The sequence below is a fragment of the Streptomyces sp. NPDC059875 genome, from assembly GCF_042731085.1.
Lineage (GTDB): Bacteria > Actinomycetota > Actinomycetes > Streptomycetales > Streptomycetaceae > Streptomyces.
In genome coordinates this window covers 17,603-30,238 of record NZ_JBHWJZ010000006.1, presented here as the reverse complement: position 1 = coordinate 30,238, position 12,636 = coordinate 17,603, and the positions used below count along the sequence as shown (strand labels likewise).

At 70.7% G+C, this 12,636-nt stretch carries 10 protein-coding genes and 1 tRNA gene; 5 read left to right on the top strand and 6 right to left on the bottom strand.

Features of this window, described 5'->3' with window-relative positions:
- Positions 1-148: 148 nt before the first annotated feature.
- From ACFV9D_RS09205 to ACFV9D_RS09185, 5 genes are all read right to left on the bottom strand, one after another.
- Positions 149-1,615, bottom strand: a complete 1,467-nt coding sequence (locus tag ACFV9D_RS09205) for a peptidoglycan D,D-transpeptidase FtsI family protein (RefSeq protein ID WP_385143288.1) — start codon at positions 1,613-1,615, stop codon at positions 149-151.
- Positions 1,612-3,042, bottom strand: a complete 1,431-nt coding sequence (locus ACFV9D_RS09200) for an FtsW/RodA/SpoVE family cell cycle protein (RefSeq protein ID WP_385143285.1) — start codon at positions 3,040-3,042, stop codon at positions 1,612-1,614. Before ACFV9D_RS09200 ends, ACFV9D_RS09205 begins: the two co-directional genes overlap by 4 nt.
- 26 nt (positions 3,043-3,068) lie before the next feature.
- Positions 3,069-4,559 carry a Stp1/IreP family PP2C-type Ser/Thr phosphatase gene (locus ACFV9D_RS09195; RefSeq protein ID WP_385143282.1) on the bottom strand — a complete coding sequence of 497 codons (1,491 nt, stop codon included), beginning with the start codon at positions 4,557-4,559 and terminating at the stop codon, positions 3,069-3,071.
- Between the two features lie 168 nt (positions 4,560-4,727).
- Complete coding sequence (locus tag ACFV9D_RS09190; protein ID WP_361849502.1) at positions 4,728-5,252, bottom strand: FHA domain-containing protein; 525 nt, start codon at positions 5,250-5,252, stop codon at positions 4,728-4,730.
- A gap of 10 nt (positions 5,253-5,262) precedes the next feature.
- Positions 5,263-6,141, bottom strand: coding sequence for an FhaA domain-containing protein (locus ACFV9D_RS09185; RefSeq protein ID WP_385143279.1), 879 nt, complete (start codon positions 6,139-6,141; stop codon positions 5,263-5,265).
- Positions 6,142-6,639: 498 nt separating this feature from the next.
- Here ACFV9D_RS09185 and ACFV9D_RS09180 point away from each other — a divergent pair.
- The 3 genes from ACFV9D_RS09180 (at position 6,640) to ACFV9D_RS09170 (ending at position 9,342) form a co-directional block, all read left to right on the top strand.
- A tRNA-Leu gene (locus tag ACFV9D_RS09180) sits at positions 6,640-6,726 on the top strand.
- 237 nt (positions 6,727-6,963) lie between these two features.
- A complete protein-coding gene (locus tag ACFV9D_RS09175) occupies positions 6,964-8,643 on the top strand; it encodes a histidine kinase (RefSeq protein ID WP_385143844.1) in 1,680 nt (559 codons plus the stop codon).
- Between the two features lie 39 nt (positions 8,644-8,682).
- Positions 8,683-9,342 carry a response regulator gene (locus tag ACFV9D_RS09170; RefSeq protein WP_385143276.1) on the top strand — a complete coding sequence of 220 codons (660 nt, stop codon included), beginning with the start codon at positions 8,683-8,685 and terminating at the stop codon, positions 9,340-9,342.
- Here ACFV9D_RS09170 and ACFV9D_RS09165 read toward each other — a convergent pair.
- Entirely contained in the window at positions 9,339-9,860 is a 522-nt protein-coding gene (locus ACFV9D_RS09165; protein ID WP_385143273.1) for a MarR family winged helix-turn-helix transcriptional regulator, read from the bottom strand. The genes ACFV9D_RS09170 and ACFV9D_RS09165 overlap by 4 nt on opposite strands.
- A 120-nt stretch (positions 9,861-9,980) precedes the next feature.
- Between ACFV9D_RS09165 and ACFV9D_RS09160 the strand changes: the two genes are divergently transcribed.
- The gene (locus ACFV9D_RS09160) at positions 9,981-11,039 is read left to right on the top strand and encodes a hypothetical protein (RefSeq protein WP_385143270.1); all 1,059 of its coding nucleotides are present in this window, start codon (positions 9,981-9,983) and stop codon (positions 11,037-11,039) included.
- A gap of 112 nt (positions 11,040-11,151) precedes the next feature.
- Positions 11,152-12,600 carry a DUF2252 domain-containing protein gene (locus ACFV9D_RS09155; RefSeq protein ID WP_385143268.1) on the top strand — a complete coding sequence of 483 codons (1,449 nt, stop codon included), beginning with the start codon at positions 11,152-11,154 and terminating at the stop codon, positions 12,598-12,600.
- Positions 12,601-12,636 lie beyond the last annotated feature (36 nt).

Genomic DNA, 12,636 nt, shown 5'->3' with positions numbered 1-12,636 from the left:
ATCCAGCCCTCTCCGTCTGTCCCGACCGCACCCGTGTGTGGTCCGGCGGTGTGCTGTTCGCGCATACGCTACCGGCCACGGGAAGGCGATCCGCCCGCGACCGGCACCTGATACCTGACCGGTACCTGGCCGGTGCCCGGCCGCAAGGTCAGCTCCTGCTCTTCAGTACCGCCTTCATGACGGCCTTGGCGATCGGGGCGGCGAGACCGCCACCACTGATGTCCTCACGGTCCGTGCCCTCGGAGTCCTCGACGATCACGGCGACCGCGACCGGCGCGCCCTGGTCGGTCTTGGCGTAGGAGATGAACCAGGCGTAAGGGCGCTTGGCGTTCTTCTCGCCGTGCTGGGCCGTACCCGTCTTGCCGCCGACCTTCACGCCGTCCATGTTCAGGTCGGCCTTGGTGCCGGTGCCCTTGGTGACGACGTTCTCCATCATCTGCTGGAGCTTCTGTGCGGTCTCCTGCGAGACCGGGCGGCTCATCTCCTCGGGCTCGTTCTTCTTGATCACGTCGAGGTTCGGAGCGACCAGCGAGTCGATCATGTACGGCTTCATCAGCTTGCCGTCGTTGGCGATCGCCGCGGTGACCATGGCCATCTGCAGCGGCGTGGTCGCGGTGTTGAACTGGCCGATGGAGGAGAGCGCGTTTCCGCCGCGGTCCGCCTTCTTGTCGTAGACGGAGGCGGCCGAGCGGACCGGGGTGAACTGCTCGGCGTTGAAGCCGAACTTCTCGGCCATCTCGACCATCTTGTCGCGGCCGACGTCGTCGCCGAGCTTGGCGAAGACGGAGTTGCAGGAGACCTCGAGGGCCGTGTTCAGGCTGGCGTTCTCGCACCCGGAGGCGTGGTTGACCATGTTCCGGTTGGAGAGCGGGATCTTGTACGGCTCCGGCGTCACCGTCGGTGCGTCGATGTCGGTGACCTCGCCGTTCTCCAGCGCCGCGGCGGCCGTGACGACCTTGAAGACGGAGCCGGGCGGGTAGATCTCGCGCAGCGCGCGGTTCTGCTTGGGCTTCTTCGGGTCCTTCTCCAGCGCGATCCAGGCCTTCTCGTCCTTGGCGGAGTAGCCGGCGAAGGACGAGGGGTCGTACGACGGGGTGGAGGCGAGCGCGAGGATCTTGCCGGTGTTCGGCTCGATGGCGACGACCGCGCCGGTCTTGTCGCCGAGGCCGTCGAAGGCGGCCTTCTGGGCGGCGCCGCTGAGCGTCGTGACGACGTCGCCGCCCTTCTTCTCCTCGCCCGTGAACATCGCCAGCGTGCGGTCGAAGAAGAGCCGGTCGTCGTTGCCGGTGAGGATGCCGTCCTCGATCTTCTCGATCTGGTTGGCGTCGTACGCCTGCGAGGCGTAGCCGGTCACCGGGGCCCACATCGGGCCGTCGGTGTAGGTCCGCTTGAACCGGTAGTACGGGTCCTTGGAGTCCACGGAGCCGGTGATGCGCTTGCCGTCCACGATGATGTTGCCGCGGACGTTGGCGTACCGCTCGATCGTGACGCGCCGGTTCTTCGGGTGGGCGTTCAGTTCGTCGGCGCGGACGTACTGGATCCAGTTGTCGCGGAGCAGCAGGGCGAGGACCAGCAGGCCGCAGAAGATCGCGACCCGGCGCAGGGGCTTGTTCACGGACGGACCACCTGGGTCATCTCGGCGTCGGGGGACGGGGCGGGGGCGGGCGCCGGGCGGCGCGCGGTGTCGCTGATCCGGATCAGGATGCCGATCAGGGCCCAGTTGGCGATCACGGAGGAACCGCCGTACGCGAGGAACGGCATCGTCATACCGGTCAGCGGGATGAGCCCCATCACACCGCCGGCGACGACGAAGACCTGGAGCGCGAAGGCGCCGGACAGGCCCATCGCGAGCAGCTTGCCGAACGGGTCGCGGGCGGCGAGGGCCGTGCGGACGCCGCGCTCGATGATCAGGCCGTACAGGAGCAGGAAGACCATGACGCCGGCCAGGCCGAGCTCCTCGCCGACGGTGGCGAAGATGAAGTCGGAGTTGGCGGCGAAGCCGATCAGGTCGGAGTTGCCCTGGCCGAGGCCGGTGCCGAGGATGCCGCCGGAGCCGAAGGACATCAGCACCTGGGTCATCTGGTCGCAGGCGGCGGCCATGTTGGAGCCCTCGGGAGCCGTCTTCAGGCACTCGAACGGGTCGAGCCAGGCGGCCACACGGGACTTGACGTGGCCGGCCGTGGAGCCGACGACGACCGCGCCGGCGGTGGACATCAGCAGACCCATGACGACCCAGCTGGTCCGCTCCGTCGCCACGTACAGCATGATCACGAACATGCCGAAGAACAGCAGCGACGTACCGAGGTCGTTCTCGAAGACCAGGATGAGGAGGCTGACGGCCCAGATGGTGAGGATCGGGCCGAGGTCACGGCCGCGCGGCAGGTAGAGGCCCATGAAGCGGCGGCTGGCCAGCGCCAGCGCGTCCCGTTTCACCATCAGATAGCCGGAGAAGAAGACCGCCAGGATGATCTTGGCGAACTCGCCGGGCTGGATGGAGAAACCGGCGACGCTGATCCAGATCTTGGCGCCGAAGACATCGGCGCCGAGGCCCGGCACCAGCGGCAGCAGCAGCAGGACGAGGGCCGCCACCATCGAGATGTACGTGTAGCGCTGGAGGACCCGGTGGTCCTTCAGGAGCAGCAGGACGCCCACGAACATCGCGACGGCGATCGCCGAGTACAGCATCTGACTCGGGGCGTCCGGGGTGAACGTCTTGTACCGGTTGATGATGCGCGGCGACTGGTCCAGGCGCCAGATCAGCACCAGTCCCATGCCGTTCAGCAGGGTCGCCAGCGGCAGCAGCAGCGGGTCCGCGTACGGCGCGAACTTACGCACCACGAGGTGGGCGACGCCCGCGAGCAGGCCGAGGCCGAGCCCGTACCCGAGCATGCCCGCGGGCACCTTGCCGTCGATCGCCAGGCCGACGTTGAGGTAGGCGAACACCGGGATGACGACGGCGAACGCCAGCAGCGCCAGCTCGGTGTTGCGGCGGCTCGGCGCCTCGATGGCGCCGATGGTGGTCGTGTTGGTGACAACGCTCATGGTGGTGAAAGGCCCCCTACGGGTGCTTACTGCTTGCCGCAGTTCGAGGCCAGCTTCTGCTCGTCCTCCGTGAGGGTGGGGCCCGGGGAGGGAGCGGCTGTGGTGGGCTTGGAATCGGGGGTGGCGGAACCGTCGGCGGGCGGCTTGCTCGCCTGGTCGGCGGCCTTGTCGGCGGCCTCGCGGCGCTGCTCGGCCTTCTTGCAGGCCGAGGCCTGCGCGGAGAGCTCCGCGATCTTCGTCTGCGCCTTGCCGAGGCTGCCGCCGGTGATCGTGTCCTCGACCTGCTTCCGCTGGTACGGCGGGAGGTACTTGAGTTCGATCTCGGGGTGGTCCTTCTCCACGTCGGAGAGCGAGATCCAGGCCAGGTCCTGGCTGATGCCCCGGTACAGCGCGACGTGCTCGTCCTTGGAGCCGACGTAGTACTGCGTCTGCGTCCAGCGGTAGCCGCCGTACGCGCCGCCGCCGAGCACGGCGAGCGCCAGGAGCAGGAAGAAGCTCCGCTTCAGCCACTTTCGGCCGGTACGCGGATTGGCGTACTTGTCGAAGTCCTCGTCCGTGTAGGAGCCGAAGGAACCCTGCGGCGGCATCCCGCCGTAGCCGTGGTCGTCGCCGCTGCCGGGCGGACCGAAGCCGCCCGCGGGGGGCTGCTGGTGCGGCGCGGTGCGGCCGAGCCCGGAGGCCCGGCCGGCCGGGGTCTGCATCGCCCCGCCGTCGGCGGGCTGCACCTGGTTCTCGGCGACCGCGCCGACGATCACCGGGGTGTCGCTCAGCTGTCCGGCGAGGGTGTCGCCGCCGTCGACGTCGAGGACGTCGGCGACGATCACCGTGATGTTGTCGGGGCCGCCGCCGCGCAGCGCGAGCTGGATCAGCTCCTGCACGGTCTCCTGCGGGCCCTGGTAGCTGGCGAGGGTGTCCTCCATCGTCTGGTGCGAGACGACTCCGGACAGCCCGTCGGAGCAGATCAGATAGCGGTCGCCGGCCCGGACCTCACGGATCGACAGGTCGGGCTCGACATGGTCACCGCTGCCCAGCGCGCGCATCAGGAGCGAGCGCTGCGGGTGGGTCGTGGCCTCTTCCTCGGTGATCCGGCCCTCGTCGACGAGGCGCTGCACCCAGGTGTGGTCCTGCGTGATCTGCGTGAGCACGCCGTCGCGCAGCAGGTACGCCCGCGAGTCGCCGACGTGCACCAGGCCGAGGCGCTGGCCCGTCCACAGCAGGGCGGTGAGCGTGGTGCCCATGCCCTCCAGCTGGGGGTCCTCCTCGACCATCATCCGCAGCTGGTCGTTGGCGCGCTGCACCGCGGCACCGAGCGAGGTGAGGATGTCCGAACTGGGGACGTCGTCGTCGAGCGTGACCAGCGTGGAGATCACCTCGGAGGAGGCGACCTCACCGGCGGCCTGGCCGCCCATGCCGTCGGCGATCGCGAGCAGCCGGGGACCGGCGTAGCCGGAGTCCTCGTTGCCCTCGCGAATCATGCCCTTGTGCGACCCGGCGGCGAAGCGCAGTGACAGGCTCATGCGCACCTGCCCTGTCGACGCCGCCTCGGGGTACAGCCGGTCTCGAGCCACACTGCCCACCCTCCGGTCGGGAGCCCGTGCCGGGACGCGGCCGGGACTTGGCGGTCCGCCGCGCGGCCCGCCGTGGGGACCGCCTCGGCCCGCTCGCTCCGCTCGCTCATTGTCGTACTACTTCCGCAGCTCGATGACGGTCTTGCCGATGCGGATCGGCGCGCCCAGCGGAATCGGTGTGGCGGTGGTGAGGCGGGTCCGGTCGAGATACGTGCCGTTGGTGGACCCGAGATCCTCGACGATCCACTGGCCGTCCCGGTCCGGGTAGATCCTGGCATGGCGGCTGGAGGCGTAGTCGTCGTCCAGCACGATCGTCGAGTCGTGGGCCCGGCCCAGCGTGATGGTCTGCCCCTGCAGGGCGACCGTCGTGCCGGTGAGGGTGCCCTCGGAGACGACCAGCTTGGTCGGGGCGCCGCGGCGCTGCCGCCCACCGCCCGCGTTCTGCTGCCCGCGCTGCTGCGGCGGCGCGGCGGCCGCCTGGCGTGCGTTCTGCTGCGGACGGGCGTCCTGGCGGCGCGAACCGCGCTGCGTGACACGCGTGCCGAACAGGTCGCTGCGGATGACCTGGACGGCCACGATGACGAACAGCCACAGAACGGCCAGGAAACCCAACCGCATGACCGTCAGGGTCAGCTCTGACATTGCCCCCGCTTCACCCTTCGGCTTGCCGGTAAACGATGGTGGTACTACCCACGACGATCCGCGAGCCGTCGCGGAGCGTAGCGCGGGTGGTGTGCTGCCCGTCCACCACGATGCCGTTGGTGGATCCGAGATCCTGGATCGTCGAGGGCGTTCCGGTCCGGATCTCGCAGTGCCGGCGGGAGACGCCGGGATCGTCGATCCTCACGTCCGCGTCGGTGCTGCGGCCAAGGACCAGGGTCGGGCGGGAGATCTGATGGCGGGTGCCGTTGATCTCGATCCACCGGCGCACCTGGGCGCCGGAGGCGGGCATGGGGCCGGGGCCACCGGCGGTGGGACGGCCGGCGGCGGGCGCCTGGCCCGGCCGCTGCACACCGGCCGCGCCCGGCGGCGGGGCCGCGGGCATCGGCGGGGCACCGGCCGGGGGGTAGCCGTAGCCGCCGGGTGCGCGGCCCTGCGGGGGGCCGGCGGCCGGGGCCTGCTGCGGTGAGGCGTGCGGCGACGCGTGCTGTGACGAACTCGACGCGAGGGTGCGGCTGCGCACCCGGTACAGACCGGTGTCGAGGTCGTCGGCCTTCTCCAGGTGGACCTTGATGGGGCCCATGAAGGTGTAGCGCTGCTGCTTGGCGTAGTCCCTGACCAGGCCGGCGAGCTCGTCGCCGAGCTGGCCCGAGTACGGGCTGAGGCGCTCGTAGTCCGGCGTGCTCAGCTCCACGATGAAGTCGTTGGGGACGACGGTCCGCTCGCGGTTCCAGATCGTTGCGTTGTTGTCGCATTCGCGCTGGAGAGCGCCCGCGATCTCGACGGGCTGGACCTCGGACTTGAAGACCTTGGCGAAGGTGCCGTTGACCAGGCCTTCGAGCCGCTGTTCGAAACGCTTCAGGACTCCCATGGGGCACCTCCTCCGTCGTTGTCGTCCTGGTACTGCTTACTGATCGTATCCACGCGTCGGGAAATCGGCTGGTTCCCCTTCTCTGCCCTGTGGACGAGTGTCACCTCTCACAGACCTTCCCCACGGATCGTAGAGGGGGCCCCTGGACAGTGTCCCGCACCCGGGGAGCGAGCAGGAGGAGTGGGGCAGGGCGACGGGGGTGGTCCGTCCCGTTCCTCCCGTTACCCGTCGGCTCCTCGTTCACGCCGAGTCTCCCTTCTTTGTCTGTGCGTCCTTGTCCGTGCGTCCCCGGGTCGCTGTGTGCCGGGCACGCTGTGGCCCCGGCCGGAGGTTCGTCCGGGGGTTCGTCCGGCTGTTCGCCTTGCTCTCCGTCTGACCCTGTTCCTTCGGGGAGGGGGCCAAACAAACGGATGTGAATCCACGGTCTGCGACGTGCTAATCTTCAGATGTCGCCAGGCGCTCGCACCGAAAGGTGAGGGAGCCCGGAGCACACCCAATGCGCGGGTGGCGGAATAGGCAGACGCGCTGGATTCAGGTTCCAGTGCCCGCAAGGGCGTGGGGGTTCAACTCCCCCCTCGCGCACCAGACGGAAGCCCCGTAGGTCATCGACCTACGGGGCTTCCGCGTTGTGCGGCGTGGCCGGCGGGTGGCCGGGGCTCGGGGGTTGAGGCTCGGGTTCGGGGTGAGACGTTCGTCGCGGTGGGGGGAGACGAAAGAGAGCCGCGGGCGGGGCGGGGCGCTGCCTAGGGTGCGAGCGTGGACGCGACTTCGAAGATCAGGGCCGGGATCGGCGCCGCATGGAAATGGTTCGCGACGCCCGGCATGTGGTCGCGGCGCAGGACCGCCGGCGAGGTGGTGCTGGCCGTCGTCATGGCACTGCTGGCCGCCGGCACCGAGGAACTCCTCGGCGGCGCCGGCTGGGAGCTCGCCGGCGTGGGCCTGGCCTCCGCGGTGCTGTCGTTGCTGCGCCGCCGGATTCCCTCGACCGTGCTCATCGTCACCGGCGGGCTCGCCCCGCTCGTCCCCGGCTTCCTGGTCCTGCTGATCCTCGTCGGCTGGTCGGCCGGCCGGTACATCGCGGGCGCCGGGCGGGCGCTGATCGCGTTCACCGTCGCGTACGTACTGAACATCATCGCGAGCGTGCTGGACATCTGGGACCTGCAGCGGTCCCTGACCATCGTGTTCACGTCGACGCTGTACTACCTGGCGACGACGCTGGCACCCGGCCTCGCCAACCGGTACTGGACCCAGCGCAGGACCCTGCTGCACGCGCTGCAGGAGCGCAACGCCCAACTGCTGCGGGAACGCGTGATGGTGGCGGGGCAGGCGCGGCTGCGCGAACGGCAGCGGATCGCCCAGGACATGCACGACAGCCTCGGGCACCAGCTGGCGCTGATCTCGGTGCACACCGGAGCCCTGGAGGTGGACCGGGAGCTGACCGACCGGCAGCGCGAGGTGGTCGGGGTCCTGCGCAACGCGTCGGTGACCGCCATGCACGAGCTGCGCGAGGTCGTCGGCATCCTGCGCGACGGCGTCGAGGCACCGGCCGAGGCGGCGCCCGCCGTGCCGGCGCGGGCCGGCGACGAATCGGGACGGGCGGCGCGGGGGACCGCCGGTATCGAAGGACTCGTCGAGGTGGCACGGGCCGCGGGGAACCGGGTGGAGCTGCGGCGGCGCGGGGAGTACCAGCCCCTGCCGCCGGCCGCCGACCACGCCGCGTACAGGATCGTCCAGGAGGCCCTCACCAACGCCTACAAGTACGCGCCGGGTGCGCCGATCGACGTCGAGGTGCGGTACGAACCGGACTCCTTCGTCGTCGAGATCGTCAACGAGTCGGTCGCGACCCCTCCGCAGGACGTGGTGAGCGGCGGGCAGGGGCTGACCGGGCTGTACGAGCGGGCCCGGCTCGTCGGCGGCATGGTCCACGCCGGCCCGGCCGACGGCGGCGGGTTCCGGGTCGCCGGCGTGCTCCCCTACGGGGTGGTCGAAGCAGCGCCTTTGGTCGATGAGGCCGACGACTTCCGCCAGCAGTCGACGAGGCCCCTGGTGCACGACCTTGGTCCGGTCACGGTCGGGCCCGCCGACTGGACGTTCACGGAACGGGAGCTGGCGATGGCGATGCGCGGGGGCAGGAGCAAGGGCGGCGGAGTCGCGCTGGGATGCGGGATCGCCTTCGCGGCCGTGGTGCTGCTGCTGGTGGCGGGGGGCTTCGCCATCTACTTCATGGTGGGGGCGTTGGAGAAGGGCATGATCGACCCGGGCGAGTACCGCGCGGTCAAGGTGGGCATGGCCGAGCAGGAGGTCCGCGACAAGCTGCCCACCGGCGACACCATCGCCACCGCCGGGCTGCACGGCAAGGGGCCCGAGGAGCCCGAGGGATCGAAGTGCCTCGTGCTGATGTCCTCGGAGGTGGCGGAAAGCGCGGAGGCCGAGCCGGTTTTCCGGTTCTGCTTCAAGGACGGCAAGCTGATCGAGAAGAAGTCGTACGAGGTCAAGCGCTAGCGCTGACCCGCCTGAACCGGTAGCCGTTGGGGAGTAGCTGTGGCAGGGCAGCGCATCAGGGTCGTGGTCGCCGATGACGAGCCGCTGATCAGGGCCGGGATCCGGATGATCCTCACCTCGGACCAGGACATCGAGGTGGTGGCGGAGGCCGCGAACGGGCGGGAGGCGGTCGAGCAGGCGCGGGCGCACGCCGCCGACGTCGTGCTCCTCGACATCCAGATGCCGGTGCTCGACGGGCTCTCCGCACTGCCCGAGCTGCGCCGGGCGGCGCCCGCGACGAAGGTGATCGTGCTCACGACCTTCGGCGAGCGGGAGAACGTCCTGCGGGCCCTGGAACACGGGGGCGCCGGGTTCCTGCTCAAGGACACGGCGCCGGCCGAGCTGATCCGGGCGGTACGGGCCGCGGCGGCGGGAGACGCCTATCTCTCACCCGCCGCCACCCGGCATGTGGTGGAGCAGCTGGCCTCGGGGCGGGAGGTGGCGCGCGCCGAGCAGGCCAGGGGGCGGGTGGCGGCGCTCAGCGAGAGGGAGCGCGAGGTGCTCGCGCTGCTCGGTGAGGGGCTGTCCAACGCGGACGCGGGGCGGCGGCTGCACATGAGCGAGGCCACGGTGAAGACGTACGTCAGCCGGATCCTGGCCAAGCTGGGATGCGAGAACCGGGTGCAGGCGGCGCTGCTGGCGCGCGACGCCGGGCTCTAGCGGCCCTCAGGGGGCGTGTGAGGGGTGTCGGGGCTGTCGGGGAGGCCGGCCGCGCCGGCTGCGTTGTAGCGGAGCAGGTACGCGGCGAACCGGGCCAGGTCCTCGGCCGACCAGTCCTTCAGGCGCTCCTGGTAGGCGGCGAGACGGCTCGCCTGGGTGGAGGCGAGGACGCGGGTGCCCGCCCCGGTCGGGTGCAGCACCTGGACGCGGTGGTCGTCGGGGTCCGGCCGGCGCTCGACCAGGCCGAGTTTTTCCAGGCCGGCCACCTGGCGGCTGACCGTCGACTTGTCCAGCAGATAGTGGGCGGCGAGGTCGGTGGCGCGGCAGCCGTGCTGGTCGTCGATGTGCGCGAGCAGCGTGTACGAGACGAGCGGGAGCTCGGGATGGAGCCGGGCGGCCGCGGCGCGGGCCCGGCGGGCGAAGGCCGTCAGCTCCCGCTGGATGGTGTCGACCGATGTCTCGCGCGGGGCGTCGGTCGGGGTTTCGGCCGGGGCGGGGTTGGTCGGGGCTTCGGTCATGGTGCGCTCCTTGGGGTCCCCGGGATCCCCGGTGTGCTCGGTGTGCTTACTCGGTCCGATTTCAGTTGTATAGTACAACGGTTGTTTAGTTGTAAAAGCCAACCATGGAGGTGCTTGCCCGTGTCCGCGGGAACGACATCGGCATCGACGGGTGCGCTGCGGCACGTCCTCGGGCATCTGCTCACCCCGTTGCTCATGTGCGTCGGCATGGGACTCGCCTACCTCGGCGCCTTCCACGCCCCCCAACCCCACGACCTGCGCGTCGACGTCGTCGGCTCCGGTCCCACCGCCCAGGTCCTCGCCCAGACCCTGAACGACAAGGGCGCCGGCGCACTCGACGTCCGTACCGTCGCCGACCGGGAGACCGCCGTCTCCGCACTGCGCGAACAGTCCACCTACGGCGCCTACGTCCCGGGCGCCCGCCCCGAACTGCTCGTCGCCTCCGCCTCGTCGGACACCAGCGCCATGGCCGTCGAGAAGGTCTTCACCAAGGTCGCGGCCGAGCAGGACGCACCCCTGAAGGTCACCGACGTCGCCCCCGTCTCCGACGGCGACCCCACCGGACAGGGCATCTTCTTCCTGCTCGTCGCCCTCAGCATCGGCTCGTACGCCTCCGTCGCCGTGATCGGCGGCGCGGGCGCCGTCCTGCCCCTGCGGATCCGCGCCCTGCTCGCCGCCGGAATGTCACTCGTCGTCAGCCTCATCGGCACGGTCTTCGCCGGCCCGATGTTCCACCTCGTCGACCAGGGGATCGGCGGAGTCTGGGCGATGTCGTGGCTGTACTCGGCCGGCATCCTGCTGATCGGAGTCGGGCTCCACACCTTCCTCCGCCGCTGGACCACCCTCGGCGTGATGGTCCTGTTCGTCATGCTCAACTTCACCAGCTCCGGCGGCATCTACCGCCCCGAACTACAGCCCGGCTTCTTCGCGGCCCTGCACGCCTTCTGGAACGGTGCCGGCTTCGTCGAGGGCGTCCGCGACCATGTCTACTTCGACGGCAACGGGCTCGGCGGACAGCTCCTCGTCCTCGCGCTGTGGTTCCTCGCCGGGATCGTCGTGACGGCCTGCGCCGGGGTGGCCGAGGCACGCCGCCGCCCCGCCGCGACGAGGACCGGCGTCGAGACAGCCGCGGCGGAGGAGGAGATGGAGGAGGAGATGGCGGAGGCCGTCGCGGTGTGACGTTTGTCCACAGGCCGTTGTCCACAGGGGAAGACGGGCCGCCGAGCCCGGCGGTACCGTCATGGCCAGTTGATGTTGGACAGCGTCACACGAAGTCGGGGGAGGACGTCCCATGGGCGAGATCCGGGCAGTGGTACCGGAACAGCGAGGTACGGACAGCGGACGCGTTCCGCACGTGCCCGGGTTCGCGCAGCGGGCAGCCGCAGGGGCGACGGACACCCCCAAGGAACAGGGCAAGGCCCTGCGCGAGCGCGTCCCGCGCTCCAAGCACAGCACGCTGACGCCCACCACCGACCGGCCCGACGCCGTCCGGGCGGTCGAGGAGTCGAGCCGGGACCGCGTACCGGAACTCGCACCGATACGCGTCGGAAGGATGGCGGCCAGCCCCTTCGCGTTCCTGCGCGGCTCCGCCGGACTCATGGCCCACGACCTCGTCGGCTCCCCCGTCACCGGCGTCGCCGCCCAGATATGCGGCGACGCGCACGCGGCCAACTTCGGCCTCTACGGCGACGCCCGCGGCCGTCTCGTCATCGACCTCAACGACTTCGACGAGACCGTCGTCGGGCCATGGGAGTGGGACCTCAAGCGGCTCGCCACCTCCCTCGTGCTCGCCGGACGGGAAGTCGGAGCGAGCGAGGACACCTGCCGGGCCGCCGCCTTCGACACCGTCGGCGCGTACCGCCGCACGATGCGCCTGCTGGCCAGGCTCCCCGCCCTCGATGCCTGGAACGCCATCGCCGACGAAGAACTCGTCTCGCACACCGACGCCCGCGACCTGCTCGGCACCCTCGAACGGGTCTCGGAGAAGGCCAGGAACAACACCAGCGCGCGGTTCGCCGCCAAGTCGACCGAGTCCGTGACCGACGCCGAGGGCGGCGGTCGGCGCTTCGTGGACGCGCCGCCGGTGCTGCGCCGCGTACCGGACCAGGAAGCGGCGGCGGTCGCCGCCTCCCTGGGCGACTATCTGGCCACCGTGTCCGAGGACCGGCTGCCGCTGCTCGCCCGGTACGCCGTCCACGACGTCGCCTTCCGCGTCGTCGGGACCGGCAGCGTCGGCACCCGCTCGTACGTCGTGCTGCTCCTCGACCACCGCGGCGAGCCACTGGTCCTCCAGGTGAAGGAGGCACGGCCCTCGGCCCTGCTCCCCCACCTTCCGGCCGTCGGCTTCACCGTGCCGTCCCCGGGACACGAGGGACGGCGTGTGGTCCTGGGACAGAAGCGGATTCAGGTCGTCAGCGACATCCTGCTCGGCTGGACCACGGTCCAGGGGCGCCCCTTCCAGGTGCGCCAGTTCCGCAACCGCAAGGGCAGCGTCGACCCCGCCGCCCTCACCCCGGACCAGGTCGACGACTACGGCCGCATGACCGGCGCCCTGCTGGCCCGCGCGCACGCCCACAGCGCCGACCCGCGCCTGATAGCCGGCTACTGCGGCAAGAACGAGGAGCTCGACGAGGCGATCGCGACCTTCGCCGTCGCCTATGCGGACCGCACCACGGCGGACCACGGCGACCTGGTCGCAGCGGTGAACAGCGGCCGCATAGCGGCCGAGCTCGGAGTGTGACGGCCGACGCCTGCCCGACGCGGGGCGGCGCCGGCC